Origin of the sequence: Nonomuraea sp. MG754425, assembly GCF_021699195.1 — a bacterium.
Classification (GTDB): Bacteria; Actinomycetota; Actinomycetes; order Streptosporangiales; family Streptosporangiaceae; genus Nonomuraea.
The window spans coordinates 59,357-82,265 of sequence record NZ_SSXE01000107.1 but is presented as its reverse complement, the minus strand read 5'-3'; the positions used below and the strand labels follow the sequence as shown (position 1 = coordinate 82,265).

At 73.0% G+C, this 22,909-nt stretch carries 23 protein-coding genes; 8 read left to right on the top strand and 15 right to left on the bottom strand.

Annotation, left to right across the window (positions count from 1 at the left end; genetic code table 11):
- From FAF44_RS32090 to FAF44_RS32080, 3 genes are all read right to left on the bottom strand, one after another.
- On the bottom strand, positions 1-855 hold the full coding sequence (locus FAF44_RS32090) for an ABC transporter permease (RefSeq protein WP_237107058.1): 855 nt from the start codon (positions 853-855) through the stop codon (positions 1-3).
- Positions 855-1,646: an ABC transporter permease gene (locus FAF44_RS32085; RefSeq protein ID WP_237107057.1), complete on the bottom strand. Its 792-nt coding sequence runs from the start codon at positions 1,644-1,646 to the stop codon at positions 855-857. Before FAF44_RS32085 ends, FAF44_RS32090 begins: the two co-directional genes overlap by 1 nt.
- A gap of 136 nt (positions 1,647-1,782) precedes the next feature.
- The gene (locus FAF44_RS32080; RefSeq protein ID WP_237107056.1) at positions 1,783-3,177 is read right to left on the bottom strand and encodes an aminopeptidase P family protein; all 1,395 of its coding nucleotides are present in this window, start codon (positions 3,175-3,177) and stop codon (positions 1,783-1,785) included.
- 152 nt (positions 3,178-3,329) lie between these two features.
- Between FAF44_RS32080 and FAF44_RS32075 the strand changes: the two genes are divergently transcribed.
- Both FAF44_RS32075 and FAF44_RS32070 read left to right on the top strand, forming a co-directional pair.
- Positions 3,330-3,758 carry a CBS domain-containing protein gene (locus tag FAF44_RS32075; protein ID WP_237107055.1) on the top strand — a complete coding sequence of 143 codons (429 nt, stop codon included), beginning with the start codon at positions 3,330-3,332 and terminating at the stop codon, positions 3,756-3,758.
- 24 nt (positions 3,759-3,782) lie between these two features.
- Positions 3,783-4,487, top strand: a complete 705-nt coding sequence (locus FAF44_RS32070) for a hypothetical protein (protein ID WP_237107069.1) — start codon at positions 3,783-3,785, stop codon at positions 4,485-4,487.
- Between the two features lie 52 nt (positions 4,488-4,539).
- On the opposite strand, the gene FAF44_RS32065 is transcribed toward FAF44_RS32070, so the two are convergent.
- Positions 4,540-5,223, bottom strand: coding sequence for a response regulator transcription factor (locus tag FAF44_RS32065; RefSeq protein WP_237107054.1), 684 nt, complete (start codon positions 5,221-5,223; stop codon positions 4,540-4,542).
- Complete coding sequence (locus FAF44_RS32060; RefSeq protein WP_237107053.1) at positions 5,220-6,527, bottom strand: sensor histidine kinase; 1,308 nt, start codon at positions 6,525-6,527, stop codon at positions 5,220-5,222. Before FAF44_RS32060 ends, FAF44_RS32065 begins: the two co-directional genes overlap by 4 nt.
- A 205-nt stretch (positions 6,528-6,732) precedes the next feature.
- On the opposite strand from FAF44_RS32060, the gene FAF44_RS32055 reads away from it, so the two are divergent.
- The 3 genes from FAF44_RS32055 to FAF44_RS32045 all read left to right on the top strand — a co-directional run bounded on the left by FAF44_RS32055 (position 6,733) and on the right by FAF44_RS32045 (position 10,383).
- Positions 6,733-7,890: an alpha/beta hydrolase gene (locus FAF44_RS32055; RefSeq protein WP_237107052.1), complete on the top strand. Its 1,158-nt coding sequence runs from the start codon at positions 6,733-6,735 to the stop codon at positions 7,888-7,890.
- An 82-nt stretch (positions 7,891-7,972) separates the two neighbouring features.
- Positions 7,973-8,746 carry a cyclase family protein gene (locus FAF44_RS32050; protein WP_237107051.1) on the top strand — a complete coding sequence of 258 codons (774 nt, stop codon included), beginning with the start codon at positions 7,973-7,975 and terminating at the stop codon, positions 8,744-8,746.
- Complete coding sequence (locus FAF44_RS32045) at positions 8,743-10,383, top strand: thiamine pyrophosphate-binding protein (RefSeq protein WP_237107050.1); 1,641 nt, start codon at positions 8,743-8,745, stop codon at positions 10,381-10,383. Before FAF44_RS32050 ends, FAF44_RS32045 begins: the two co-directional genes overlap by 4 nt.
- Before the next feature lie 87 nt (positions 10,384-10,470).
- On the opposite strand, the gene FAF44_RS32040 is transcribed toward FAF44_RS32045, so the two are convergent.
- From FAF44_RS32040 to dhaK, 3 genes are read right to left on the bottom strand one after another with little or no spacing between them, the layout of a single operon-like run.
- A complete protein-coding gene (locus FAF44_RS32040; RefSeq protein WP_308193413.1) occupies positions 10,471-10,833 on the bottom strand; it encodes a phosphoenolpyruvate--protein phosphotransferase in 363 nt (120 codons plus the stop codon).
- 16 nt (positions 10,834-10,849) lie between these two features.
- On the bottom strand, positions 10,850-11,467 hold the full coding sequence (gene dhaL / locus FAF44_RS32035; RefSeq protein WP_237107068.1) for a dihydroxyacetone kinase subunit DhaL: 618 nt from the start codon (positions 11,465-11,467) through the stop codon (positions 10,850-10,852).
- Entirely contained in the window at positions 11,467-12,447 is a 981-nt protein-coding gene (dhaK, locus tag FAF44_RS32030; protein ID WP_237107048.1) for a dihydroxyacetone kinase subunit DhaK, read from the bottom strand. The genes dhaL and dhaK overlap by 1 nt, the downstream gene beginning before the upstream one ends.
- Positions 12,448-12,573: 126 nt before the next feature.
- Here dhaK and FAF44_RS32025 point away from each other — a divergent pair, with 126 nt between their 5' ends.
- Complete coding sequence (locus FAF44_RS32025; protein WP_237107047.1) at positions 12,574-13,320, top strand: 1-acyl-sn-glycerol-3-phosphate acyltransferase; 747 nt, start codon at positions 12,574-12,576, stop codon at positions 13,318-13,320.
- A 155-nt stretch (positions 13,321-13,475) separates the two neighbouring features.
- Here the strand turns inward: FAF44_RS32025 and FAF44_RS32020 are convergent, their stop codons facing one another.
- Both FAF44_RS32020 and FAF44_RS32015 read right to left on the bottom strand, forming a co-directional pair.
- Positions 13,476-14,282 carry a serine/threonine-protein kinase gene (locus FAF44_RS32020; RefSeq protein WP_237107046.1) on the bottom strand — a complete coding sequence of 269 codons (807 nt, stop codon included), beginning with the start codon at positions 14,280-14,282 and terminating at the stop codon, positions 13,476-13,478.
- Positions 14,283-14,338: 56 nt separating this feature from the next.
- Complete coding sequence (locus FAF44_RS32015; protein WP_237107045.1) at positions 14,339-15,586, bottom strand: MFS transporter; 1,248 nt, start codon at positions 15,584-15,586, stop codon at positions 14,339-14,341.
- Positions 15,587-15,656: 70 nt separating this feature from the next.
- Between FAF44_RS32015 and FAF44_RS32010 the strand changes: the two genes are divergently transcribed.
- Positions 15,657-16,262, top strand: coding sequence for a helix-turn-helix transcriptional regulator (locus tag FAF44_RS32010; protein WP_237107044.1), 606 nt, complete (start codon positions 15,657-15,659; stop codon positions 16,260-16,262).
- A gap of 41 nt (positions 16,263-16,303) precedes the next feature.
- On the opposite strand, the gene FAF44_RS32005 is transcribed toward FAF44_RS32010, so the two are convergent.
- From FAF44_RS32005 to FAF44_RS31990, 4 genes are all read right to left on the bottom strand, one after another.
- Positions 16,304-16,927 carry a DJ-1/PfpI family protein gene (locus FAF44_RS32005; RefSeq protein ID WP_237107043.1) on the bottom strand — a complete coding sequence of 208 codons (624 nt, stop codon included), beginning with the start codon at positions 16,925-16,927 and terminating at the stop codon, positions 16,304-16,306.
- Positions 16,928-16,938: 11 nt separating this feature from the next.
- Positions 16,939-17,904, bottom strand: a complete 966-nt coding sequence (locus FAF44_RS32000; RefSeq protein ID WP_237107042.1) for a GlxA family transcriptional regulator — start codon at positions 17,902-17,904, stop codon at positions 16,939-16,941.
- A 139-nt stretch (positions 17,905-18,043) separates the two neighbouring features.
- Complete coding sequence (gene pruA, locus FAF44_RS31995; protein WP_237107041.1) at positions 18,044-19,669, bottom strand: L-glutamate gamma-semialdehyde dehydrogenase; 1,626 nt, start codon at positions 19,667-19,669, stop codon at positions 18,044-18,046.
- Complete coding sequence (locus tag FAF44_RS31990) at positions 19,670-20,587, bottom strand: proline dehydrogenase family protein (RefSeq protein ID WP_237107040.1); 918 nt, start codon at positions 20,585-20,587, stop codon at positions 19,670-19,672.
- Positions 20,588-20,663: 76 nt separating this feature from the next.
- On the opposite strand from FAF44_RS31990, the gene FAF44_RS31985 reads away from it, so the two are divergent.
- The gene (locus FAF44_RS31985) at positions 20,664-21,731 is read left to right on the top strand and encodes a CdaR family transcriptional regulator (RefSeq protein ID WP_237107039.1); all 1,068 of its coding nucleotides are present in this window, start codon (positions 20,664-20,666) and stop codon (positions 21,729-21,731) included.
- A gap of 213 nt (positions 21,732-21,944) precedes the next feature.
- On the opposite strand, the gene FAF44_RS31980 is transcribed toward FAF44_RS31985, so the two are convergent.
- The gene (locus FAF44_RS31980; protein ID WP_237107038.1) at positions 21,945-22,808 is read right to left on the bottom strand and encodes an alpha/beta fold hydrolase; all 864 of its coding nucleotides are present in this window, start codon (positions 22,806-22,808) and stop codon (positions 21,945-21,947) included.
- Between the last annotated feature and the right edge of the window lie 101 nt (positions 22,809-22,909).

The following is a 22,909-nucleotide window of genomic DNA, read 5'->3' as shown; positions in this document are numbered from 1 at the left end:
TCACCCCGTCAGCGGTATGTTGCCGCCGCCGCCCCAGAACAGGTACGACAGCAGCAGGTTGAGCAGCACGATCGTGACGATCGACTGGCGGATGGCCCGGCCCGCCGCGACCCCCACGCCCACCGGCCCGCCGGTGGCGTTGAAGCCGTGGAAGCAGTGGATCACGATGACGGCGAAGGCGAACACGGCGACCTTGGCGACGCTGAACGCGATGTCGCTGACCGGCAGGTACAGGTAGAAGTAGTAGTCGTAGACGCCGGGCGCGAGCCCGAACAACATCGTGCACATCAGCCGGGTGGCGAAGAAGCTGGCGAACAGCGCGATGAGGTAGATCGGCACCAGCGCCAGCAGCGCGGCCACCACCCGGGTGCAGATCAGGTAGGTGAAGGCGTTGATGCCCATCACCTCCAGCGCGTCGATCTCGTCGGAGATTCGCATCGCGCCCAGCTCCGCCGTGAACGACGAGCCGACCTGCGCCGCCAGCGCCGTGGCCGCGATGATCGGGGTGATCTCGCGGACGTTGGCGAAGCTGCCGACCAGCCCCATGAACGACTCCGCGCCGATGGCCTGCAGCCCCTGGTAGCCCTGCAGCCCCACGGTGGCGCCCACGACGAACGCCATCGTGAACACCACGAAGATCATGCCGCCGCCGATGACGGTCGCGCCCACGCCCACCACGACGTCGCTGACCTGCCGGACGACGACCTTGGCGTACTTCAGCCGCAGCACGACGTCGCGGACCGAGTAGAGCAGCACCTTCCACACGAACAGCGGCCAGTCGGCCAGCGACGCGAACCGCTCGGCGGCGTCCCGCCCCCTGAGGGCGATCCTGAGGCCGGCGGTCCGGGTCGTCATCAGAGCGACCTCGGCGGGTAGGCCAGGAAGTACACGGCCGAGATCACGTAGTTGAACGTGAACACCAGCATGAACGTCACCACGGTCGCCTGGTTGACCGCCCGGCCCACCCCGACCGGGCTGGCCGCGCACGTCATGCCCTTCCAGCAGGCCACGCCCGCCGCGACGAACCCGAAGATCCACGCCTTGAACAGCGTCACGTACAGGTCGGAGGCGACGACCAGGGACAGCGCCCCGTCGAAGTACGCGCCCGGCGTGACGCCCTGCACGACCACGTTGAAGAAGTAGCCGCCGGCCGCGCCCGCCACGATGACCAGCGGGCACAGGCACACCGCGACCGTGCTGGCGGCCCACATGCGCGGGGTGACCAGGCGATGGATCGGGTTGACCGACATGACCTCCATCGCGCTCAGCTCGTCGCGGATGTGGCGCGCGCCGATGTCGGAGGTCATCGCGCTGCCGCCGGCGCCGGAGATCAGCAGCGCGCTGGCCAGCGGCGCCACCTCGCGGATGAGGCCGACGAAGACGGCGCTGCCGGTGGCCGAGCCGGCGCCGAGCTGCCGGGCCAGCTCGCCCACCTGCAAGGCCACGGTGGCGCCCAGGGGCAGGGCGACCAGCAGCACGGGGACGCTGGTGACGCGGGCCAGGAACCAGCACTGGTCGACGAACTCCCACCACCAGCGCCTGACGTCCCAGCTCCGGCGCAGGCCCTCCAGCACGATGACGAACAGGTCACCGACCTGGCCGAGGGCCGCGCCGGCACGGCGTCCGACGTACCCGGACCAGGCCATCGCCACCTCCGCCGCCTACGAATTGGCAACCTTACTGACGGGTTGTCCAGTAGGCCATGCTTCGGCGGTAATTTGCGCGAAAGGTAGGAGAGCCAGATCACACCTTGTCAACCGGGTACGAAACGCGACCGCTCCGTCACAGCAGGGCGGCCATCCAGGACTCGATCTCGTCCGGGTGACGGGGGAGCGCCGAGGACATCAGCGTGGCCCCGTCGGCGGTGACCACGAGGTCGTCCTCGATGCGGATGCCGATGCCGCGCAGCTCCTCGGGCAGCGTCAGGTCGTCCGGCTGGAGGTACAGGCCCGGCTCGACGGTCAGCACGTGCCCCTCCTCCAGGACGCCGTCCAGGTAGACCTCCGAGCGCGACTTGGCGCAGTCGTGCACGTCGAGGCCGAGCATGTGGCCGCTGCTGCACAGCGTGTAGCGCCGGTACAGGCCCGTCTCCATCAGCTCGTCCACCGACTGGGTGAACAGGCCCCAGTCGCGCAGTCCCTCGCAGATGACGCGCATGGCCGCCAGGTGGAAGTCGCGGAAGCGGGCGCCCGGCCGCAGGGTGGCGATGGCGGCCGTCTGGGCCTCGTACACCAGTTCGTACGCCTGCCGCTGCACGGCGCTGAACCGGCCGGACATCGGGAAGGTGCGCGTGACGTCGGCGGTGTAGAGCGTGTCGGCCTCGACGCCCGCGTCCATCAGCAGCAGGTCGTCGCCGCGCAGCGCGCCGTCGTTGCGGATCCAGTGCAGCACGCAGGCGTGCGACCCGGAGGCCACGATGCTGTCGTAGCCGACCGCGTTGCCCTCCAGCCGCGAGCGCAGCCCGAACACGCCCTCCAGGTACCGTTCGCCGCGCGGGTGCCCGAACGCCTGGGGCAGCGCGCGCACGACGTCCTCGAAGCCGCGGGCGGTCGCGTCCACGGCCCCCTGCAGCTCGCCCAGCTCCCACTCGTCCTTGATCAGGCGCAGCTCCGACAGGAACGACTCCAGCTCCGCGTCGCCCGCGCCCCTCGGGACCCGGGCGTCCACGGAGGCGTCCACCCCGCGCAGCACCCTGGCCGGGCGGCCGTCCAGCTCCAGCTCGCGGATGTGGGCGCAGTCGATCTGGTACAGCTCGGCGGCCTCGGCCAGGTCGGGGCGCGGCCCGGCCCAGAACTCGCCGTAGCGGCGGTCGCGGTAGAACTCCTGGCCCTCCTCGCGCGGGGCGCGCGGCCTGACGTACAGCACGGCCTCGCCCGACGGCTCGATCACCAGCACGTCGTCCGACTCGTTCGCCCCGGTCAGGTACGAGTACGCGCTGTGCGGCCGGAACCGGAAGTCGCTGTCGTTGCTGCGCACCTTCAGCGTGCCCGCCGGGATCACCAGTCGCTCGCCGGGGAAACGCTGCGCCAGCGTGGCCCGCCGCTTGGCCGCCCACGGCGCGATCGGCCGCGCGCTCACCCCCGCGCCGCCGCCCGGCCCCCAGCCGGTGCGCATGAAGGCGGCCAGTTCGTCGGTGACGGGCAGATCGTGGCTTCCGGTGTTGAGCGGCTCGGTCATCTGGTGGTCCTTGAGTGATTTTTCGGTTTTTGTACGGGATTTCGTACGCCAAGCAGCCTACGGGACCGCTTGACGACGTCCCCACATGCTTGTTTGCCTGGACACAAGCTGGCAAGACTGAGGGCCAAAGACTGAGGGCAGGGGTGGTCCACATGCTCATCGGGACGATTCTGCGGAGCAAGGGCAGCGGCGTGACCACGGTGGCGCCGGAAGCCACCGTGCGCGAGCTGCTCGCCGAGCTCGCCGAGCACAACATCGGAGCCGTCGTGGTCTCCACCGACGGCGTCACCATCGAGGGCATCGTCTCCGAGCGCGACGTCGTGCGCCGCCTGCACGACCGCGGCCCGGGGATCCTCGACCTCCCGGTGGAGGCGATCATGACGACCGCGGTCACCACGGTCGGTCCGGGGGAGAACGTCGAATCCCTGCGCCGCACGATGACCATGCAGCGCTTCCGGCACATGCCCGTCGTGGAGAACGGCCGGCTCGTGGGCATCGTGAGCATCGGCGACGTGGTCAAGAGCGCCATCGAGGAGCTGGAGACGGAGAAGGCGTCGCTCGTCGACTATCTCCATCGTTGACAGAGATGGCACCCTTGGTCCGTGATGTACGGGCCCCCGCGTCTTGACCACCCCCAGTATCCGGAGTATCCACGGGCGACGAGCAGCCCACCGATCATCCTGCTCGTCGCCGGACTCGCCGCGCTGCTCGGCTTCCTGCTGGGCCTGCTCGTCGGGTTCGGCGCCGGGAGCACGACGGAGGAGCCCGAGCCCAAGATCACGGTGACGGTCGAGGACACGCCGCCCGGGGACGCGCCCTCCGACGGCATGCCGCCGGGGAGCACGCCACCCGAGAGCACGCTGCCCGAGAGCACGCTGCCCGAAGGCACCGCGCCCGCCCAGCCCGACCCGCTCCAGACCGATCAGCCCCAGCCTGGCCAGACCGGTCAGCCGCTGCCCGGTCAGACGGGGCAACCAGGTCAGACGGGGCAGCCGCTGCCCGGTCAGAGCGGGCAACCGGGTCAGACGGGCCAGCCTCAGGCCGGGCAGACCCGGCCGGGCGGCGACGGCGCCGTCGACATGTCCTCCCTCCTGCGCACGCTCGTCGTCGGCTCCGACATCCAGCCGGGCACCTACCGCACGACCGGCCCCATGTCCGGCTTCCCCATGTGTTACTGGGCCAGGCTGAACACCACGAACGGCGGCGACCCGATCGCCTCCGGCATGCCCAACGGCCCGGCCACCGTCACCATCCAGCCCACCGACAAGGCCTTCCAGACGGGCGGCTGCGTGGAGTGGACCCGCGCCTGACACCCGCTCCCCGCCGTCGCCTCCGGCAGGGGAGCGCCGGCGGGCCGCGACGCTAACCGCCGGCGACGGAGCCCGGCGAGACCAGCCCGCTCTCGTAGGCGAGCACGACGGCCTGCACCCGGTCCCTGAGCCCGAGCTTGGCCAGGATGCGGGCCACGTGGGTCTTCACCGTCGCCGGGCTGAGGGTCAGCCGGTCGGCGAGCTCGACGTTGCTCAGCCCGGTGGCCAGCAGCCGCAGCACCTCCAGCTCCCGCGCGGTCAGCTCCGACAGGTCACGGTGCCGGGCCGCAGGAGCGGCGTCGTCCCGGCGGGCGAACCGCTCCACCAGGCGCCGGGTGATGGTCGGGGCGAGCAGGGCGTCGCCGGTGCGCACCAGGGTCACCGCGGCCACCAGGTGCTCGGGGGTGACGTCCTTGAGCAGGAAGCCGCTGGCCCCGGCGGCGAGCGCGGCGTAGACGTAGTGGTCGAGGTCGTAGGTGGTCAGGATGAGGACGCGGGTGGCGCCGGCCGTGTCGTCGGCGAGGACGCGCCGGGTGGCCTCGATGCCGTCCATGCGCGGCATCCTGATGTCCATGAGGACGATGTCCGGCCTGGTGCGCCGGGCCGCCTCCACCGCTGCTGCGCCGTCCGCCGCCTCGGCCGCCACCTCGATGCCGTCGGCGGCCAGGATCATCCGGAAGCCGGTGCGGACCAGGGCTTGATCGTCGGCGATGAGGACGCGGAGCGGGTGGTTCATGAGGCTCGCCATGGTACTCGGGCCAAGATCCGGTAGCCGCCCGCGGGGGTGTGTCCCGCTTCGAGCGTGCCGCCGTAGACGGCCAGCCGTTCGCGCAGCCCGATCAGCCCGCGCCCGCCCGTGCGCGACCGGCCGCGCCGCGTGCCGCCGGTGTCGGTGACCTCGATCTCCAGCCGGTCGCCCTCGTGACGGATCGAGACGGACGCCGCCGCGCCCGCCGCGTGCTTGATCGTGTTCGTCAGGGCCTCCTGGACGACGCGGTAGGCGGCCAGATCGACCCCGGCGGGCAGCGGGCCGGGCGGCGGCGACAGCTCGACGCCGACCCGGATCCCGGCGTCCCTGACCCGGGTGACCAGCGCGTCGAGCTGATCGAGCCCAGGCTGCGGCGCGAGCCCGCCCCGCGGGCCGGGCGGCCCGGTCTCCGTGACCCCGTTCCTCATGGCCTCGTTCTCGGTGGCCAGCAGGCCCCCGCCCGCCTCGATCGCGAGCAGCGCCCGCTTCGACTCCGCGGGTTCCGCGTCCATCACCTTGCGCGCCGCCCCGGCCTGGATCACCATCACGCTCACGTTGTGGGTCACGATGTCGTGCAGTTCGGCGGCGATCCTGGCCCGCTCCTCGTCCACGGCCGCGCGCATGGCCTCCGACTGGGCCCGCTGGAGCGCGTCGATGCGATCCCGGCCGGCCCGCAGCCGCCCCTGCCAGAAGCGGACGGCCACCGCCAGCGCCCCCGCCCCCGCCAGCACCACGACGGGACCCAGCCAGGACGGCAGCGCGGGGACGACGTCCTGGAAGACCACGCCGGTCAGCACGGCCGCCGCCGCCAGCCCGCCCGCCGCCGCCGGCCGGTGACGGCTGTAGGCGAGCGCGCCGTAGGCGGCGACGGCGCAGGCGAGCACGGTGATCCACGTCGCGGCCTCGTGGGTGGCCAGCGCGGCGAGCACGACCGTCCAGAAGACAGCCAGCGGGTACCGGCGTCGCACGGCCAGCGGCAACGTGGTCAGGACCACCAGCAGCGGATGCGGACCCTGCGCTGAGCCGGCCCGCGGGCCCGGCGGGTCCGGGCTCACCGGCCGGGCGGGCGGGTCGGGACGCAGCCGCAGGGACACGGCCGCCGGCCCCTGTCGCCCCTCGGTGGAGGCGTCGTGCAGATCGGCCGATGCGGCCACCGCGAGCACGGTCAGCAGCAGCGCGAGCACCAGGTCGGCCACCAGCGCTCCGCGGGACGGCCGGGCCCGCGCCTCCTCCGGGCGCAGCACCTCCCGTGCGTACCGCCACCACGTCCGCCGCCCTCGTTCCGCCGTCATCGGGACATTGTCATGGCTGCGCGACCGGCCACGCATCCGTCCCGATGACGGGAGCGGCCTCCGCCGGGACTACGTCGCAGGGATGACACCGGGCACGAATCGTCCCCAGGGGCTACCCGGATTCGGCAGCGCGGCCGACGCGCCCGCCGCACGGCCGCGCCTAGCGTCGTCCCGTCCACGGCATCCGAGGAAAGGCGACACACTGATGGATCCTGTGAGAACGGCGGCCCTCGCGCTGGCCGGGCTGCTCACCCTCACGACCCCGGCCGCCGCCGCCCCCGATGCGGCGCCGCGGCTGCCCGCGCCGACGGGCTCCCACGCGGTCGGCGTCACGTCCCTGCACCTGAAGGACGCCTCCCGGCGCGACCCGTGGGTCCCGGCGGCGACATCGAGGGAACTGATGGTCTCCGTGTGGTACCCGGCGGCCGGGACGCGCGGCCGGCACCGGGCCCCGTACGTCACGCCGAAGGAGTCAGAGCTGCTGATCAAGGACGCCGGGCTGCCCGGCGTGGCGCCCGGCACGCTGAGCAAGGTGCGCACCAACGCCTTCACCGACGCCGTGCCCGCGGGCCGCAGGCACGGCCTGCCCCTGGTGGTGCTCTCCCCCGGCCTCGGCTCGCCGCGCAGCTCACTCACCGGCCTGGCCGAGGACCTAGCGAGCAGGGGCAACGTGGTGGTCGGGATCGAGCACACCTACGAGAGCGCCGCCACCGCCTTCCCCGACGGACGGGTCACCACGTGCGTCGCCTGCGGGAACAAGGCCCCGGACTTCGGGGAGCGGGTGGTCAGGAGCCGCGCGGCGGACGTCTCCTTCGTCCTCGACCAGCTCACCGGCGCGAAGCCGAAATGGCGGGGAGCCGCGCTGATCGACCGGACGCGCATCGGGATGGCCGGTCAGTCCGTCGGCGGCGCGAGCAGCGTCGCGGCCATGGTGCGGGACGAGCGCATCCGCGCCGGGGCCAACCTGGACGGCACCACCTTCGCCCCCATCCCCGAGCGCGGCCTGTCCCGGCCGTTCCTGTTCCTGGGGTCGCCGGAGATGCACGGCCCCGGCGGCAAGGACGGGAGCTGGGCACGCGACTGGAAGAAGCTGACCGGCTGGAAGCGGTGGCTGGTGGTGACCGGCGCGGAGCACGCGTCCTTCACCGACGTCCCGCTGCTGGCCGAGCAGATCGGCCTCGACCTGGGATTCTCCATGACCGGAGCCCGCTCCTTGGAGATCACCCGCGCCTGCGTCGCCGCCTTCTTCACCCGCCACCTCACCGGGAAGCCGCAGCCCCTGCTGGACGAGCCGTCCGCCCGCTACCCCGAGGTGACGGTCGGCGGCCAGGTTCGCTCGCTCGGCCAGCGGAGTCCCCGGTGACGTGCGGGAATCGGGGACGGATGGGTTTGGCACCGGCGGGGCGCGCGTAGGAGGATGCGCTCAGCCCACCAAGGAGGAAGACATGTCGGTGTTGCAGAGCTTCGTGGACAGCGTGCGCAACGGGGCGATCGAAGTGATCGACCTGACCGCGCCCCTCTCGTCGGAGACGCCGATCCTCCAGCTCCCCGAGCCGTTCGGCAACACGATCCCGTTCCGGCTGGAGGAGATCAGCCGCTACGACGACCGCGGCCCGGCCTGGTACTGGAACGACATCCACACCGGCGAGCACAGCGGCACCCATTTCGACGCGCCCGTCCACTGGATCACCGGCCGCGACGGCCAGGACGTCTCCGAGGTGCCCGCGCGGAGCCTGATCGCGCCCGCCGTGGTGCTCGACTTCGCCGCCGAGGCGGCGAAGGACCCCGACTTCCTGCTCCAGATCGACCACGTCAAGGAGTGGGAGCGCGCCAACGGCCCGCTCCCCGACGGCGGCTGGCTGCTCTACCGCACCGGCTGGGACGTCCGCTCGGGCGACCAGGCCGCCTTCCTGAACGCCGACGAGAGCGGGCCGCACACGCCCGGCGTCTCGGTGGAGTGCTCCCGCTGGCTGGCCGCCGAGACGCCCATCCTCGGCATCGGCGTCGAGACCGTCGGCACCGACGCCGGGGCGGCCCACTCCTTCGACCCGGCCTTCCCCTGCCACTCGTTCCTGCTGGGCGCCGGCAAGTACGGCCTCACCCAGCTCCGCAACATCGACCGCCTGCCGGTGACCGGCGCGGTCGTGGTCGCGCCGCCGCTGCCCATCGTGGGCGGCTCGGGCAGCCCCGTCCGCGTGCTGGCCCTGGTCGAGCGTTGATCGTCGCGGAGGCCGTCGGCCGGGCCCTGGCCGCCTGCGGGGCCGGGCCCGTCTTCGGGGTGGTCGGCAGCGGCAACTTCCACGTCACCGGCGCGCTCGTGGCGAGCGGGGTGCCCTTCCACGCCGCCCGCCACGAGGGCGGCGCCGCCACCATGGCCGACGCCTACGCCCGGATGAGCGGGCGGGTCGCGCTGGTGTCGGTGCACCAGGGCCCCGGCCTCACGAACGCCATGACCGGCCTCACCGAGGCGGCCAAGAGCCGCACGCCGCTGATCGTGCTCGCCGGTGAGGCCACCGAGGTGCAGTCCAACTTCCACATCGACCAGACCGCCCTGGCCGGTGCGGTGGGCGCGGTGGCGCTGCGGGTCTCCGATGCCGCCACGGCCGTCGAGCAGGCGGCCGTGGCCTACCGGGTGGCGGTCGAGGAACGGCGCACGGTCCTGCTGAACCTGCCGCTCGACGTCCAGGCCGCCCGGTACGAGGGGCCGTCCGACGTGGCCGGGGTCGTCGCGAGCCTGCCGCGCCCCGCGCCCAGGACCCCGGCGGTTGACGGGGCGGCGGAGCTGGCGCAGGCGCTGGAGGCGGCCGGCAGGCCGGTGTTCATCGCGGGACGCGGCGCCCGGCACGCCCGGCGGGAGCTGGTGGAGCTGGCCGAGCGGAGCGGGGCGCTGCTGGCGACGTCCGCGGTGGCCAAGGGGCTCTTCCGCGGCGACCCGTGGGACCTCGACGTGTCCGGCGGCTTCGCCACGCCGCTGACCGCCGAGCTGATCCGCGGGGCCGACCTGGTCGTCGGCTGGGGCTGCGCCCTGAACATGTGGACCACCCGGCACGGCTCCCTCGTCTCCCCGGGCACGCGGGTGGCGAAGATCGACCTCGACGCGGCGGCGCTCACGACGCACGTGCCCGCCGACCTGGGCGTGGTGGGCGACGTGGCCGACGTCGCCCGGACGGTGACGGGCCTGCTGCCGGCGGCGCGGCCGGGGTACCGCTCGCCCGAGCTGGCCGGCCGCATCCGGGCCGAGGGCCGCTGGCAGGCCGTCCCGTACGAGGACGAGGGCGGCGACGGCCGGATCGACCCGAGAACGCTCACGATCGGCCTGGACGAGCTCCTGCCCCCGGAGCGCGTCGTCTCCGTCGACTCCGGGAACTTCATGGGATACCCGTCGATGTTCCTCGACGTCCCGGACGAGGGCGGGTTCTGCTTCACCCAGGCGTTCCAGTCGGTCGGGCTGGGCCTGGCGACGGCGATCGGCGCGGCCCTGGCCCGTCCCGACCGGCTGCCGGTGGCCGCCCTCGGCGACGGCGGCGCGTTCATGGGCCTGACCGAGCTGGAGACCGTGGTCCGGCTCGGCCTGCCCATGGTGATCGTCGTGTACGACGACGAGGCGTACGGGGCCGAGGTGCACCACTTCGGCCCGCACGGCCACCCCCTGGAGACGGTCACGTTCCCGCCGGCCGACCTGGCCGCCGTCGCCCGCGGCCACGGCCTGGACGCCGTCACCGTCACCCGGCGGGAGGACCTGGCGGGCGTGGCCGGCTGGCTGGCCGGGCCGCGTGACCGCCCGCTGCTCGTGCACGCCAAGGTGGCGCGGGAACGCGGCTCGTGGTGGCTGGAGGAGGCGTTCAAGGGCCACTGACCGAGGCGCCCGGGTCTCAGACGTTCGGGGCGGCGGGGGGCTCGCTCGAAGGCCGCTGATCGAGGCGGCCGGAGAGGCCCGGGGGGGTCAGAGTTTGCGGAAGGTGCGGGCCTCCTCGGCCGCCTCCAGCACCTCGGCCAGCGGCGCGCCCGCGCCCGCCGCCACCGCCGCCGCGATCGCCCCCTCCACGAACGGCACGTCCGCGACCACGATCCGGCCGTCCTCCTCCAGCAGCCGGGCGGTCAGCACCGAGCTGCCGAGATCGGGGATGAGCAGCACCCCGGCCCCGCGATCGACGCTGCGCACGGCCGCCTCGACGACGTCCACGCTCGTGCCCAGCCCGCCGTCGACCATCCCGCCCGCCGCGGCCACGGGGGCGTCCGCGCCCGCGATCCCGCGGGCCAGCGCCACCGCCTCGGCCGCCAGCCCGGCGCTGTGGGAGACCAGCACCACACCCACCATCGCGCTAGCCGGCCACGCTCGCCAGGGCCGCCATGAACAGCGCCGCCGACGCCGCGCCCGGATCCTCGTGCCCGACGCTGCGCTCGCCGAGATAGCTGGCCCGCCCCTTCCGCGCCTGCAGCGGGATCGTGGCCTTCGAGCCCTCCTGGGCCGCGCGGGCCGCCTGGCCGAGCGCCACGCTCACCTCCGCGCCGTCGCGTACGGCCAGGGCCAGCGCCCGGGAGGCGGGGGCCAGCGCGTCCACCATGGTCTTGTCGCCCAGCACCGCCTTGCCCAGCCGCTCGACCGCCACCACCCCCTCCTCGAACGCCCCCGCGAACCCGGCCAGCGTCACCGGCGTCTCCAGCGCCTTGCCCATCTGCCGGAACAGCGACCCGTACAGCGGGCCCGAGGCGCCGCCGACGCGGCGGATCAGCGTCGTGCCCGCCGTCGTCAGCACCTGCGCCCCCGACTCGGGCGGCGAGCCGGCCAGCTCCTTGAGCACCTCGGTGAGGCCGCGGTCGAGGTTCGTGCCGTGGTCGGCGTCGCCGATGGCCGCGTCGAGCCGGGTCAGCCGGTCGCGGTCGGCGCGGACGAGCCTGGTCGCCTCCTCGAACCAGGCCACGAACAGGTCCCGCTCCATCACCGCCCCCAGCGCAGGCCGGGCGTCTCGACCGGCGCGTCCCACAGCCGGGTCAGCGCGTCGTCGAGCCGGCAGACCGTCACGGAGAAGCCCTGCATCTCCAGGCTCGTCACGTAGTTGCCCACCAGTGAGCGCGTCACCCGCGCCCCCTTCCCCTTCACGTACGCCGCCACCTCGGCGAACACCACGTACAGCTCCATGAGCGGGGTGCCGCCCATGCCGTTCACCATGACCAGCAGGTCGCCGCGTAGCGGCAGGTCGCCGTGCAGGGCGTCCATCGCCATCGTCGCCAGCTCGCGCGCCGGCGCCAGCGGCACCCTGGCCCGGCCGGGCTCGCCGTGGATGCCGATGCCCAGCTCCACCTCCGTCTCCGGCAGGTCGAACGTGGGCTTGCCGGCGGCCGGGGTCGTGCAGGAGGTCAGCGCGATGCCGAACGACCTGCTGCGCTCGTCCACCTCGGCGGCCACGGCGGCGACCTCGGCCAGCGGCGCGCCCTCCTCGGCCAGCGCCCCGGCCATCTTCTCCACGAACAGCGTCGCGCCGGTGCCGCGGCGGCCCGCCGTGTAGAGGGAGTCCTGGACGGCCACGTCGTCGTCCACCAGCACCCCGGCCACCTCGACGCCCTCGACCAGCTCGGCGGCCATCTCGAAGTTGAGCACGTCGCCGGTGTAGTTCTTGACGATGTGCAGCACCCCCGCGCCGCCGTCCACGCCCTTCGTGGCCTCGATGATCTGGTCGGGCACCGGCGAGGTGAAGATCTCGCCGGGGCAGGCGGCGTCGAGCATGCCGTGGCCGACGAACCCGGCGTGCAGCGGCTCGTGCCCCGAGCCGCCGCCCGAGACCAGGCCCACCTTCCCCGGCCGCGGGCCGTCGGCCCGGTAGACCACCCGGTCGCGGACCCGCAGCGACGGGTGGGCCGCGGCCATGCCGTTCAGGGCGTCTTCGACCACGGAGTCCGCCGAGTTGATGAGCTTCTTCATGGTCACAACATCTGCCCGTTTCCACGCCCTCGCAAGCGTCGTTCGCAGGCCCGTGCCGGGGAGGTGAAGGGGGCGGCCCGCCTCCCGACTACCGTCATACCCGCCCGAGTAGGTTACCTTCTGCACATGGCTGAGATCGTGTACCCGCCGGTGATCGCCGCCGCGCGGACCCTCTTTCGCGTGCTCGACATCCGCTTCCACATGGAGGGGACCGAACACGTGCCGCGGTCCGGCGGCGCGGTGCTGGTGAGCAACCACATCAGCTACCTCGACTTCATCTTCGCGGGCTTCGGCGCGCTGCCGTCGAAGCGGCTGGTGCGCTTCATGGCCAAGCAGGACGTCTTCGACCACCGCATCTCCGGGCCGCTGATGCGGGGCATGCACCACATTCCGGTGGACCGGGGGGCGGGCGCGGGCTCGTACGCCACGGCGTTGCGGATGTTGAAGGCGGGCGAGGTGGTCGGCGTGTTCGCCGAGGCGACGATCAGCCGGTCGTTCACCGTCAAGGAGATCAAGAACGGCGCGATCCGGATGGCCCAGGCCACCGGCACGCCGATCATCCCGGTGGGGCTGTGGGGCAGCCAGCGGTTGTGGACCAAGGGCCGGCCGCGCAAGCTCCTGCAGCGGCACGTGCCGCTCACCGTCCTGGTGGGGGAGCCGATGTACCCGAAGCGCGGCGAGAACGTCAACGACCACACGGCCGACCTGCACACGCGGTTGTCGGACCTGGTGGACCGGGCGCAGCGCACGTACCCGGAGATCCCGCAGGGGGCCTGGTGGCAGCCCGCCCACCTCGGGGGCACGGCTCCGACGCCGGAGGAGGCGGCCGCGATGGACGCCGCCGAGGCCGAGGCCCGGGCCAACCGCGACTGACCCTCGCTCACCCGGCCACGACGCCCGCCCGCACCCGGCGCCGGTGCGGCGGGAGGCGGCGCGGCGTCCGGCGGGAAACCCGCGCGGTTCGGTGCGGGTGAGTGCGTGCGGCGGGTCGCCGCACGGTCACCCGCCCTGCTTCCGCACCGGACGGGTCAGATGGCCGCCTGGTACGCGCTGGCGCGCATCCCGGCCAGCAGCCCCGCCGTCTGCTCGGGCGTGCACCGCCGTACCGGATCGTGGTGCAGCAGCCCTTCGATGAGCGGCCGCATCACCCCGGCCCGGCGCGGCGGCGGGTACGGCCCGCTGCGGGCCATGCCGAGCACGGTGGCGGCGTCCTGGCCCGGGTAGGGCGGCTGGCCCTCGATGGCGCTGTAGAGGGTGGCCCCGAAGGACCACATGTCGGCCTCCTTGCTGGCCGGCCCTCCGTGCAACCGCTCGGGCGCCATGAAGGCGGGCGTGCCGCGCAGTCGGCGGGAGGTGGTCATGCGGATGTCGCCCTCGGCGGTCGCTATGCCGAAGTCGGTCAGCACCACCCGGTCGCCGGTCAGCATGACGTTGGCGGGCTTCACGTCGCGATGCAGCACACCTGCCTGGTGGGCGGTGCGCAGCGCGGCCAGCAGGTGCTGCCCGATGGCCGTCACCGACTGGGCGGGCAGCGTGCCCACCTGGGAGAGCAGTTGGTGCAACGAGAGCCCGTCGAGGTACTCCATCACGATCCAGAGCTTGCCGCCCTCTTCGATCAGGTCGTGGACCGTGATGATGTTGGGGTGCGTCAGGCCGGCCGCCATTCTGGCCTCACGCAGCACCCGGCGGCGTACCATCTCGGCCTCTCCGGCCAAGGTCAGCTCCTTAAGCGCCACCGTACGGTGGAGGAGCTGATCGAACGCCCGCCAGACGACTCCCATACCCCCACGACCGGCCTCCTCGTTCAGGAGGTACCGTCCGCCGATCTTCCGCATACCATCCCCTCAAGCTCGGGGATAATCATGTCACCTCAGCACGAGCTGTAGGGTGCCTAACGTGATCTGGATATGTCGGAAAGTGTAGGTTTGCAGGTCAGAGGCCGTGAAATTTGATCCGACAAAGCGCGCCACACCAGTCCGACTGCCGCCAAACATACTCCTACGGCCCCCACGAGGGCGGCGGTAAGCCCGGCGAACTCGGCCACGACGCCGCCCAGGGCCGCTCCCAGCGGCATCCCGCCCATCCCGATCAGGCGGTATGCCGAATTGACCCGCCCGAGCAGTTCCGCCGGGATCAGCCGCTGCCGGGCCGAGATCACCAGTACGTTCCCCGCCGCCCCGGCCACGCCCCACACCACCGCGGTCGGGTAGAGCGCCCACGGGGACGGGACGACCACCGGCACCAGGAGCAGCAGGCTGGTCACCAGCCAGTTGCCGACGAGCGTGCGCATCTCCCCGAACGCCGCCGCGGCCCGGCCCGCCAGCAGTGAGCCGAACACCGCCCCGACGGCGAAGGCGGTGGTCATGAGGCCGTACTCGCCCGGTTCCAGCCCGATGCGCGACCCGTCGCCGACCGCCCACAGCACGAAGACGGCGAAGTAGCCGGCGTTGGCGAGGTTGAGCAGCCCGGCCGTGACCGCCAGGCCGCGCAGGACCCGGTGGCCCCACAGGTAACGCAGCGCCTCGGCGATGTCGGCCCGCAGCGGGCCGCGCGCGGCCGGGGCCGGCAGCCGGTACGTGCCCCGCATGCCCAGCAGGAGCAGGCCCGCGGCGGCGTACAGGACGGCGGGGGCGCCGAAGATGGCCGCCGGCAGGGCCACGACGAGCAGGCCGGACAGCGGCGCGCCGACGAAGTCGTTGCCGATCATCTGTGCGCTGGACACGCGGCCGTTCGCCCTGGTCAGGTCGTCCGGGGAGACGGCCATCGGCAGGACGGACTGCGCCGAGAGGTCGGCGAAGACCTCGCACGCGCCGGCCAGTAGCACGGCGGCGAGCAGCAGCCACAACTCCAGCGTGCCGAGTGCGGCCAGGAGCGTGACGGCGGCGAGCAGCGCCGCCCGCGCCAGGTTGGCCGACACCATGACGCGGCGGCGGTCGGCCCGGTCGGCGATCGCGCCCGCGTGCAGCGCCAGCACCAGCCACGGCAGCGTGGCGGCGGCCCCCACCAGGGACACCAGGGTGGGGGAGCGGGTCAACGACACGGCCAGCAGCGGCGCCCCGACCTTCAGCACGCCGTCCGCCAGGTTGGACGCCGCCGTGGACGACCACAGGTACGCGAACGATCGCCCGAGACGGGTCATGGCAGGCTCCGCTATCGTGTGTAAAGGAAAGTGTGCATAGATTCCTTTGCAAAGATAGGCTTGCACAGTCATGCAGATCAAGTCCTTCTCCGCCCGCACGCTCGACGCGAACGCCCTGAAGTCCTTCGCCCACCCGCTGCGGCTGCGCATCTACGAGCTGCTGGACGAGCACGGCCCCTCCACGGCCACCCGCCTGGCCGGGCTGCTCGGCCAGAACACCGGCGCCACCAGCTACCACCTCAGAGAGCTGGCCAAGCACGGCATGATCGAGGTGGTGGCCGGGATGGGCCGCGGCAAGGAGAAGTACTGGCGCATCGTCCCCGGCGGCCACTCCTTCGCCGACGCGCGGCCCACCGACCCCGAGACGGCCGCCGCGCTGGAGTACCTGCTCGACGACCTGGTACGCAGCCGCGGCACGGAGCTGTCCCGCTGGCGCCGGGAGTCGGCCACCGCGCCGGATGAGTGGGTCCAGGCCGGCGTGTACGGGCGGCGCTCACTGCGGCTCACCCCGGAGGAGACGGCGCGGATGCGCGACCAGGTGTTCGAGGTGCTGGAGCGGTACCGGACCCTGTCGGACGGCAGGGAACACGACAGGGAGCAGGGCCGGGGCGGGCCGCTCGGGCACGTGGTGGTGCACTTCGACGTGCTGCCGGTGGGCACCGGCGACGAGGGCTGACGGCCCGCGCCCCCGAGACCGGGGCGCGGGCCGTGCCGGTGTCAGGGGAGCAGGCTGAGGGCGCGCGCCATCATGTCCTGCGAGGCGTTCTTCGCGGAGCCGCAGTCGAACGGCGGCTGCGGGTCGTACTCGATCAGGAGCTGCACGGTCTGCGCCGTCTCCACGTCGCTCGACCGCGAGAGCAGGGCCAGCGCCATGTCGATGCCCGCCGACACGCCGGCCCCGGTCACGATCTTGCCGGAGCTGACCACCCGCTCGGCCGTCGGCTCGGCCCCGTACTGCTTGAGCGCGTCGAGCAGCGCCCAGTGCGAGGTGGCCGGGACGCCGTCCAGCAGCCCGGCCGCGCCGAGCAGCAGCGAGCCGCTGCACACCGAGGTCGTCCAGCGGGTGTGCTCGTGCGCCTGCCCGATCCAGGAGACCAGGGCCTCGTCCGCCAGGGCGTCGAAGGTGCCGCTGCCGCCCGGCACCACGATCACGTCCGGTGCGGGCAGGTCGGCGTACGTGGCGGTGGCGTTGATCGTCAGCGTGCCGTGGTCGTCGGGGACCGGCCCCGTCCGGCCGGCCACGAACGTGACCGTGTGACCGGGCGCGAACGCCAGCACCGTGTACGGCCCCACCGCGTCCAGCGCGGTGAAACGGGGATAGAGCGGGATGGCGACGTGCATCTGCCTCATCCTTACGTGGAGTCCTTGGAACGGAACCTTCTACGGTGGTCGCCGGGCGAGATCCGCCAGTGCCGGCGGAAGACCCGGTAGAGCGTCTCCTGCGTGCCGAGCCCCGACTCCCTGGCCACCGCCGACAGCGGCAGCCCGGTCACCTCCAGCAGCCGCCGCGCGGTGTCGGCCCGGCTGCGCTCGACGTACCGGCCGGGTGACAGGCCGGTCTGCTCGGTGAAGACGCGGGAGAAGTGCCGCTCGCTCATCCCCGCGCGCAGGGCGAGCGCGGGCACGCTGAGATCGGCGCCCGGGTTGGCGTCGATGTAGGCCTGCAACTCCCTGAGCGGCTCGCTGCGCGGCGTCATGGCCCGCATCGGGGTGCTGAACTGGCTCTGCCCACCCGGCCGGTGCAGGTACACCACGAGCCCGCGGGCGACGTCGGCGGCGAGCCGGTGGCCGTGGTCCCTGGAGACCAGCGCCAGCGCCAGGTCCACGCCGGACAGCACGCCGGCGGAGGTCCAGACGTGGCCGTCCTCGATGTAGAGCGGGTCGGGGTCCACCTCGACGGCGGCGTAGCGGCTCTGGAGCTCGCCGGCGGCCAGCCAGTGCGTGGTCACCCGCCGGTGGTCCAGCAACCCGGCCTCGGCCAGCAGGAACGCGCCGTTGCAGACCGAGGCCACCCGGCGCGCGCCCCCGGCCAGCCGGACGAGGTCGGCGATCAGGCCACGGTCCCCGAGGTGCTCGGGCACGCTCAGCCCGCCCGCCACCACCAGCGTGTCGATCGGCCCCGAGACCTCACCGAGCGCCGAGGTCGCGACCGTGACGCCGTGGAGCGCGGCCACCGCCCCGCCGCCGGGGGAGGCCACCTCCACCGTGTAGCCGCCCCCGGGCACGAGCAGGTGCGCGGTGCCGAACACGTCGGCGGGACCGGCCATGTCGAGGAGCTGGAACCCGGGGAAGACGACGATCACTACGCGTCGCTGCATGCCTCCATGCTGGTCGCCGGCCCGAAGTGGCGTCAATGACACGAATATTGCAGATTAGGCCACCCCCGCGGGCCGGGAATGCCGAAAGCCCCCGGGGGCAGGACCGGGGGCTCTCGCCGACAATGGGTGAGGGGTGTGCTCAGCCCATGTGCGGGTAACGGTGGTCGGTCGGCGGCGCGAACGTCTCCTTGATCGCGCGGGCGCTCACCCAGCGCGTCAGGTTGAAGATCGAACCGGCCTTGTCGTTGGTGCCCGAGGCGCGCGCGCCGCCGAACGGCTGCTGCCCCACGACCGCGCCCGTCGGCTTGTCGTTGACGTAGAAGTTGCCCGCCGCGAAGCGCAGCCGCTCCGATGCCGCCGCGATGGCGTAGCGGTCCTGGGCGATGACGGAGCCGGTCAGCGCGTACGGGGCGATGCCCTCCATCTGGTCCACGACCGTGTCGTAGTCGCGGTCCTCGTAGACGTGCACGCCGAGGATCGGCCCGAAGTACTCCTTGACGAAGATCTCGTCGGCCGGGTCCGCGCACTCCAGGACGGTCGGCTTGACGAAGTAGCCGACGGAGTCGTCGTAGGAGCCGGTGAGCACGTCGATGTTCGAGGCCGCCCGCGCCCGGTCGATCGCCGCCTTGTGCTTGGCGAACGCCCGCTCGTCGATGACCGCGCCCATGAACGTCGACAGGTCCGCCGCCACGTCGCCCACCGTCAGCGACTCGGCCACGGAGACGAAGTCGTCACGCACGCGCTTCCACAGCGAGCGCGGCACGTAGGCCCGCGACGCCGCCGAGCACTTCTGCCCCTGGTACTCGAACGCGCCCCGGACCAGCGCCGTCGTCAGCACGCCCGGGTCGGCGGACGGGTGGGCGAGCACGAAGTCCTTGCCGCCGGTCTCCCCGACGAGACGCGGGTAGCCGTGGTAGGAGGAGATGTTCTCGCCGATCGTGCGCCACAGGTGCTGGAACGTCGGCGTGGAGCCGGTGAAGTGGATGCCGGCCAGCGCCGGATGGCCCAGCGCGACCTCGGAGACGGCCTGGCCGTTGCCCGTGACGAGGTTGATCACGCCGGGGGGCAGCCCCGCCGCCTCCAGCAGCCGCATCGTGAAGTGCGCGGCGAACTGCTGCGTCGGGGACGGCTTCCAGACCACCACGTTGCCCATCAGGGCGGCCGAGGTCGGCAGGTTGCCCGCGATCGCGGTGAAGTTGAACGGCGTGATCGCCAGCACGAAGCCCTCGAGCGGCCGGTACTCCATCCGGTTCCACACGCCGGGCGACGAGATCGGCTGCTCGGCGTAGAGCTGACGGGCGTAGGCCACGTTGAAGCGCAGGAAGTCGATCAGCTCACAGGCCGCGTCGATCTCCGCCTGCTGCACCGACTTCGACTGGCCCAGGACGGTGGCCGCGTTCAGCGTCGCCCGCCACGGGCCCGCCAGCAGGTCGGCGGCCTTCAGGAAGATCGCCGCCCGCTCGTCGAACGACAGCGCCCGCCACGCCTGCGCCGCCTCCAGCGCCGCCGCGATGGCATCCCGCACGTCCTGGGCCGTAGCGTCGTTGGTACGGCCCAGGACGGAGGCGTGGTTGTGCGGCTGCACCACGTCGATGGGCACACCGCCGCCGAGCCGCTGCTCGCCGCCGATGGTCATGGTCAGGTCGAGCGCCGTGCCGGTGAGCTGCTTGATCCGGTCCTCCAGCGCCTCCCGCTCGGCGCTGCCGGGCGCGTAACCGTGAATGCGCTCGTTCTCGGGCACGGGGACGTTGCTGATGGCATCCATTTACTTACCCCCAAGGGCACGAAGGAAGAAGGCGACGTTGGCGGGGCGCTCGGCCAGGCGGCGCATGAAGTAGCCGTACCAGTCGTCGCCGTAGGGGACGTACACGCGGACCGTGTGGCCGGCCCCGGCCAGGGCCTCCTGCCGGTCGGTCCTGATTCCGTAGAGCATCTGGAACTCGTGGTCGCCGATCGTCCGCCCGAAGCGGTCGGCCAGCAACTCGGTGATCGCGATCATGCGGTCGTCGTGCGTGGCCACCATGGGGTACCCCTTCCCCGCCATGAGGATCCGCAGGCATCGCACGTACGCCTTGTCCACCTCGGGCTTCCCTTGGTGGGCGACGGACGCGGGCTCGCGGTAGGCGCCTTTGACCAGCCGTACGCGGGAGCCCTCCGCGGACAGGTCGTGGCAGTCCTGCTCGCTGCGGAACAGGTACGCCTGGATCGCCACGCCCGTCGAGGGATAGTCCTCGCGCAGCTTGCGCAGGATCGACAGGGTGGAGTCGACCGTGGTGTGGTCCTCCATGTCGAGCGTGACGGTCGAGCCGTTCGCCGCCGCGGCGGCGCAGATCTCGCGGGCGTGCTCCAGCGCCATGGCGTCGTCGAGCCGCTGCCCGACGGCCGACAGTTTCACCGACACCTCGCCCCGGGTCTCCAGGCCGAGCGGTGCGACGGCCCGCAGCAGCGTGATGTACGCGTCGGCGGTGTCCTCGGCGGCGCGCGCGTCCAGCGTCTCCTCGCCGAGGTGGTCCACGGTGACGGCCAGACCGGCGTCGCGCAGGCGTTCGATCGCGGCACGGGCCTCCTGGACGCCCTCACCCGCGACGAACCGCTGCACGACCTTCTTCGTGAGCGGAAAGCCTGACACGGCGCGGCGTACGGCGCCGCTTCTCGAAGCGGCGAGGAGCAGTTGACCCAGCATGGTTTCAGTGTAAAAACCGCAGCTCAGAGGGGGCCATCGACGGGCGTAACGCCGGTTGTGGCAGGCTGTCGTACAAATGCACAACACGGCCGACCTACAAGAGATCGTCGACGAGATCGCCGCCCGGCTGGGCGCGTCCGCGACGCTGGAGGACCGCTCGTTCCGGCTGCTGGCCTACGGGGCGCAGCACGGCGACATCGACACGGTCCGCCAGGAGTCGATCCTGCGCCGGCGCGCCACCGGCGAGGTACGCGAGTACTTCGAACGCTACGGCATCGCCAGGGCCGGCGGGCCCGTCAGGATCCCCGCCGACGCCGAGCTCAAGGTGCTGTCCAGGATCTGCTGGCCGCTGCGCCACGGCGAGGTCGTCTACGGCTACCTGTGGCTGCTGGACTCCGGCGCGTTCACCGACGAGATCCTGCGGGGCGCGGCCCCGCTCGTCGCGCGGGCCGCCGCCGCGCTCGCCCAGGAGGCCAGGAGCCGCCAGGACCTCGGGCACGGCCTGCGCGCCCTGCTCTCGGCCGACCCGGAGGAGCGGGCCGGCTTCTCCATCGAGGTGGCGGGCCCGGTCGCGGCCATCGCCGTACGCGAGTCGCAGGAGCGGGTGGCGGCGCTCTGGACGCTCCCGCGCGGCGTCCTGGCCCGCGCCGGCTCTCCCGTCGCCCTGCTCGCCCCCGCCCACCTGGCGGGGGAGGTGGCCGAGACCGTGCGGAGCGCGTACGGCACCGCGGCCGGCATCGGCGCGCCCCGGGCCGACCCGGCGGACGCCTGGCTGAGCTGGCGCGAGGCGCGTCAGGCGCTGCGCATCGCCGAGCACTTCCCCCGGCACGCGCCCGTCGCCCGCTGGGAGGACCTCGGCGTGCACCGGCTGCTGGCCCGGCTGAACCAGGCGGACCTGCGCGAACTGGCCGCCGAGACCGCGGCGCTGGACGACGAGCTGGCCCAGACCGTGGAGGTGTACCTCGACCGCGGGGGACACGTGCAGAAGACGGCCGCCGAACTCGGCATCCACCGCCAGACGCTCTACTACCGGCTGGGCAAGGCCGAGCGCCTCCTGCACCGCGACCTGTCGGACGGCGACGACCGGCTGGCCGTGCACCTGGGCCTGAAAGCGGCCCACCTCCGCACCCCCGACAGCCGCTGAACCCGATCCGAACAGCAATCCCCGGCCAGAACCGCCCGCACCACCCGGCCAGGACGGCCCGCCCCGGCCGGGACGGGGTGGGCTGACCAGCCGGAACCGGCCAACTGGCCAGAACAGGCCGCCCTACTCGCCCTCGGCGGGCAAACCCGGCCGTGGCGGGCGAGGCGCCCTGGCGGATCATCCGGCCAGGGCGGGCCACTCGCCCGGGACGGGTTACCCGCCCAGGACCTGGCGGAGTGTGGCGGCGAATCCGTCGGGGTCGCCCGGCATGCCGAACTCGTCGCCGAGGAAGCCGCCGTGGTTGCTGGGGAAGATCACGGGCTCGGTGCCGAGCAGCCCGGCCACCCCCACGCCGCCCCGGTGGGCCATCTCACCCTCGGACTCGGCCCCGACCCCGATCACCACGCGGGTCGAGGCCGCGCGCAGCGCCTCGACGTCGGGCTCGTAGTGGATGCAGGAGATGAGGTTCTGGCCGAGGAGCGGGTCGTCGCGGGAGCCGTCGTCGTGCGTGGGCAGCCCGAAGTCGGCGGGGTTCGGCGCGGGCAGGTCGGCGAACCCGGCGGGGAACTCGCCCCGGTGGCCGGTGAGCGTGAAGAACCGCACCATCCCCGCCCCGAAGCCCTCGCGCTCGTACGCCTGCCGCAGCCCGGCCACCGCGGCCAGCGCGTTGTCACGATCGGGGAGCACCTTGGCGAGCGGCGGCTCGTGCGCCACGAGCACCCGGACCTGCTCCGGATGCCGGGCCACCAGCGCCAGCGCGTTGACCGCGCCCCCGCTGCTGGCGAAGACGTCGACCGGGGCGCCGCCGAGCGCGTCGATCACCCGGTGCAGGTCGTCGGCGTGTGCCTCGGGGGTCGGCCCGGTGTCGTCGGTACGCCTGCTGCGGCCGACCCCGCGCGGGTCGTAGGTCACCACCGTGCGGTCGGTGAAGTGGCCCGCCAGCGTGGCGAAGCCGGAGGCGTCCATCGGCGACCCGATCAGCAGCAGGGCCGGCGCGGTGGGCTCCTCCGCCTCGCGCACGTCGTAGGCGAGGGTGGCGCCGGGCACCTCGAGGGTGTGGGTCTTGGGCTCGGTCATGTGGTGGCTCCTTTTCAACGGTCGTAAAGGTAGACCACGCGACCGACAGAAACTCACCGCCTGGTCGGGAGGGCGTTGAACTCCGGGCTCCGCGGCGTGCG

Bases quoted from the DNA above. Each gene is read 5' to 3' on its own strand.
- FAF44_RS32055 (WP_237107052.1), top strand. From the start codon at position 6,733: ATGGATCCTGTGAGAACGGCGGCCCTCGCGCTGGCCGGGCTGCTCACC.
- FAF44_RS32015 (WP_237107045.1), bottom strand. From the start codon at position 15,586: ATGACCCGTCTCGGGCGATCGTTCGCGTACCTGTGGTCGTCCACGGCG.
- FAF44_RS32050 (WP_237107051.1), top strand. From the start codon at position 7,973: ATGTCGGTGTTGCAGAGCTTCGTGGACAGCGTGCGCAACGGGGCGATC.
- FAF44_RS32085 (WP_237107057.1), bottom strand. From the start codon at position 1,646: ATGGCCTGGTCCGGGTACGTCGGACGCCGTGCCGGCGCGGCCCTCGGC.
- dhaL (WP_237107068.1), bottom strand. From the start codon at position 11,467: ATGGAGCGGGACCTGTTCGTGGCCTGGTTCGAGGAGGCGACCAGGCTC.
- FAF44_RS31985 (WP_237107039.1), top strand. From the start codon at position 20,664: ATGCACAACACGGCCGACCTACAAGAGATCGTCGACGAGATCGCCGCC.
- FAF44_RS32065 (WP_237107054.1), bottom strand. From the start codon at position 5,223: ATGAACCACCCGCTCCGCGTCCTCATCGCCGACGATCAAGCCCTGGTC.
- FAF44_RS32075 (WP_237107055.1), top strand. From the start codon at position 3,330: ATGCTCATCGGGACGATTCTGCGGAGCAAGGGCAGCGGCGTGACCACG.
- FAF44_RS32080 (WP_237107056.1), bottom strand. From the start codon at position 3,177: ATGACCGAGCCGCTCAACACCGGAAGCCACGATCTGCCCGTCACCGAC.
- FAF44_RS32020 (WP_237107046.1), bottom strand. From the start codon at position 14,282: ATGCGGAAGATCGGCGGACGGTACCTCCTGAACGAGGAGGCCGGTCGT.
- FAF44_RS32025 (WP_237107047.1), top strand. From the start codon at position 12,574: ATGGCTGAGATCGTGTACCCGCCGGTGATCGCCGCCGCGCGGACCCTC.
- FAF44_RS31980 (WP_237107038.1), bottom strand. From the start codon at position 22,808: ATGACCGAGCCCAAGACCCACACCCTCGAGGTGCCCGGCGCCACCCTC.
- FAF44_RS32005 (WP_237107043.1), bottom strand. From the start codon at position 16,927: ATGCACGTCGCCATCCCGCTCTATCCCCGTTTCACCGCGCTGGACGCG.
- FAF44_RS32060 (WP_237107053.1), bottom strand. From the start codon at position 6,527: ATGACGGCGGAACGAGGGCGGCGGACGTGGTGGCGGTACGCACGGGAG.
- FAF44_RS32010 (WP_237107044.1), top strand. From the start codon at position 15,657: ATGCAGATCAAGTCCTTCTCCGCCCGCACGCTCGACGCGAACGCCCTG.
- FAF44_RS31990 (WP_237107040.1), bottom strand. From the start codon at position 20,587: ATGCTGGGTCAACTGCTCCTCGCCGCTTCGAGAAGCGGCGCCGTACGC.
- pruA (WP_237107041.1), bottom strand. From the start codon at position 19,669: ATGGATGCCATCAGCAACGTCCCCGTGCCCGAGAACGAGCGCATTCAC.
- FAF44_RS32070 (WP_237107069.1), top strand. From the start codon at position 3,783: ATGTACGGGCCCCCGCGTCTTGACCACCCCCAGTATCCGGAGTATCCA.
- dhaK (WP_237107048.1), bottom strand. From the start codon at position 12,447: ATGAAGAAGCTCATCAACTCGGCGGACTCCGTGGTCGAAGACGCCCTG.
- FAF44_RS32000 (WP_237107042.1), bottom strand. From the start codon at position 17,904: ATGCAGCGACGCGTAGTGATCGTCGTCTTCCCCGGGTTCCAGCTCCTC.
- FAF44_RS32090 (WP_237107058.1), bottom strand. From the start codon at position 855: ATGACGACCCGGACCGCCGGCCTCAGGATCGCCCTCAGGGGGCGGGAC.